The sequence below is a fragment of the Rhodoferax ferrireducens genome, assembly GCF_003347515.1.
Taxonomy (GTDB): domain Bacteria; phylum Pseudomonadota; class Gammaproteobacteria; order Burkholderiales; family Burkholderiaceae_C; genus Rhodoferax.
This window is the reverse complement of the sequence record NZ_QEII01000162.1, coordinates 1-2,246: the sequence shown is the minus strand read 5'-3', so window position 1 is coordinate 2,246 and position 2,246 is coordinate 1. Positions and strand designations below refer to the sequence as shown.

Here is a 2,246-nt window from a genome sequence, read left to right as displayed (position 1 = left end):
TGCCGCGCTCCAGGCTGCCGACCACCGGCCGCAGCCGGAGCAGCACCTGCCCCCTCAGCACCTTCTGGCCCAGCGTCGGCAGGCCCTTGGGCCCGGCTTCGATGCGCCCGGCCTGGCTGGCCTGCACCCGGCCGCCCGCATTGGGGTCGGCAATCACCCGGCCATTGAGCTCGACGCTGGCGGCCAGCTCGCGGGTCTCGGCCAGCACGGTGCGAATGCCGAGTTGACGCTGCACCGCCTTGGGCACAAACAGACTGCCGTCCGGCAAGCGCTGGGCTGAAGTCACCTCCATCGGCATGGCGCCGGCGGATTGGGCGGCAGGCGTCTTCTTGTCCTGGCTGTGGTCCTCGTCGCCGTGGGCCCAAGCTTGCGCCCCGGCCAGGCCCAGCAGAGCGGCCGTCAGAACAGCGGCAAGAGGACTGTGATTGATTCGCTTCATTCAATGCTTTCGTTTCAGGGTTTAGTGCTTGCGGTTCTGCTGGCGGCTGCTCTGCCGGCGGCGGCGGATCGCGACCAGCGCGACGGCGGCCAGCGACAGCGCCGCAGCGCCCCACCACACCGCCCACTCGCCCCAAAAATGCGTGTGCTGGGCACCGGCACCGGCCGCACCGGCCGGGCCCACCTCCAGCGTCGCGTTCATCAGGTCAGCGACGTCACCGGCCTGCACCGTGATCGTCAACGGGTGCTTGCCCGGCTGGGTCAACCGCTCGACCGGCACGGCATACACCGCCGGCGACACCTCGGTGGCCACCGCCTTCCAGGCCCCGCTCTCGACCTCGATCTGCGCCTTGGGCACCGGTGCATTGGTGCCAAACTGGTCCAGGTAGAGTGTCAACACCTTGCCTTCAAGCACACCGACCAGCTCGAACTGATCAGTCTCGGTGCTGATGCGCGGCGAAGCCGTGGCCAGGGGTGCGGGCACCACGGGCACCGGCGCCGCGTGGGTATGCCCGTCACTGCTGTCGCCGCCGGCCCATGCCGCCAGGGCGAAGGACAGGGACACGAGCCCTGTTCCCAGGTATTTCAAGGTCAAGGCGGTATTCAAGGCAAGGCTCCCAGGGATTGATTCAGGCGTGACAAGGCCGCAAAGCGGGCGGTTTGCTGCCGGTTGAAAAAGGCTTCGGCCTCGAACGCCGCGGTGCGCGCGCGCAGCAGGGTGGCCAGGTCCGACTCCCCCAGCGCGAACGATTTTTCATTCAGGCGCAGGGTGTCGGCCGTCAAGGCCCTGCGTTCCTGTGCGCGGGTCAATTGCTGTTGTGCCGCGTCCATATCCAGCCGGGCGCGCGCCGCATCGAGTTCGATCCGTTGCTGCACCAGCGCCAGTTCTGCGTCAGCTTGCGCAGCTTCCACCTGGGCTGCCGACGTTTCCTGGCGCACGCGGGCACCGGAAGAAAACGGCACGGTGAGCTTGACACCCACCATGTTCGCGTAGGGCGCGTTGAAGTCACCGCGATCACGCACCACCCGCAGCGCCAACTCGGGCGCCTCGCGGCGGTTTTGCTGCGCAACACCCAAGCGGGCTTGCGCCAGCCGCACGGCCGCCTGCGCTGCAGCCAATTGCGGATGGGTCGCCCCCATGTCTTGCGGCGGCTCCTGTTTTTCCTCGTTCAACAAGGCGGGCGCAGCCTCCCCCGTCAGCAGCCGATAGCTTTGCTCGGCCTGGCGCAGCGCCGACCGCGCCTCCAGCAACTCACCCTCGGCGGCCAGGCGCTCGTTCTGCGCCAGATTGGCATCAAGGCGCGCCAGTTCGCCGGCTTTGAAGCGGCGCAGCACGTCCGCCTCCAGCGCGCGGGCGGCGGCGTCGCGGCGCTCGCCCAAGTCCAGTGCCTGGCGTGCTAGGGCCAGCGCCCACCAGGCTTCGCGCAACTCACCGGCGATTTGCAGGCGCAGGGCGGCGCGCCGTGCGGCCAGCTCTGACGTGGCGCTACCGGCCTCAAGCCCGCGTGCTGCCCGTTGGCCCGGCAACCAAAGCGGCACCGCCAATTCAAGTTCCCACTCATTCTTGCCGCTGTTGGCGTTGAGACGATCCGTCAGGTTGGACAGCGACACCGACGCCGGTCCGGGGGTCAGGCCCGCCGCCACCTCGGCACGCGCCTGGGCCTCGGACTCCCGCGCGCTGAAAGCCGCCGCCTGCGGGTGGCGCGACCACGCTTGCTCCAGGGCGCTGCCCAGGGTTTGGGCCTGGCTGACCGTGGCCAGCAACAGCCCGGCGGTCAGCACCATGGCCCTGTTCGGCCAGCCCGGTG

The 2,246-nt window shown here is 69.3% G+C and carries 2 protein-coding genes and 1 pseudogene; all 3 read right to left on the bottom strand.

The window, feature by feature from the left end:
• Positions 1-439 (bottom strand): annotated as a pseudogene (locus C5P05_RS00875) (efflux RND transporter periplasmic adaptor subunit); the annotation flags it as partial.
• 21 nt (positions 440-460) lie between these two features.
• A complete protein-coding gene (locus C5P05_RS00870; protein ID WP_157979165.1) occupies positions 461-1,045 on the bottom strand; it encodes a hypothetical protein in 585 nt (194 codons plus the stop codon).
• On the bottom strand, positions 1,042-2,246 hold a 1,205-nt coding region (locus C5P05_RS00865), incomplete at its 5' end, for a TolC family protein (protein ID WP_157979164.1). The genes C5P05_RS00870 and C5P05_RS00865, both read right to left, overlap by 4 nt.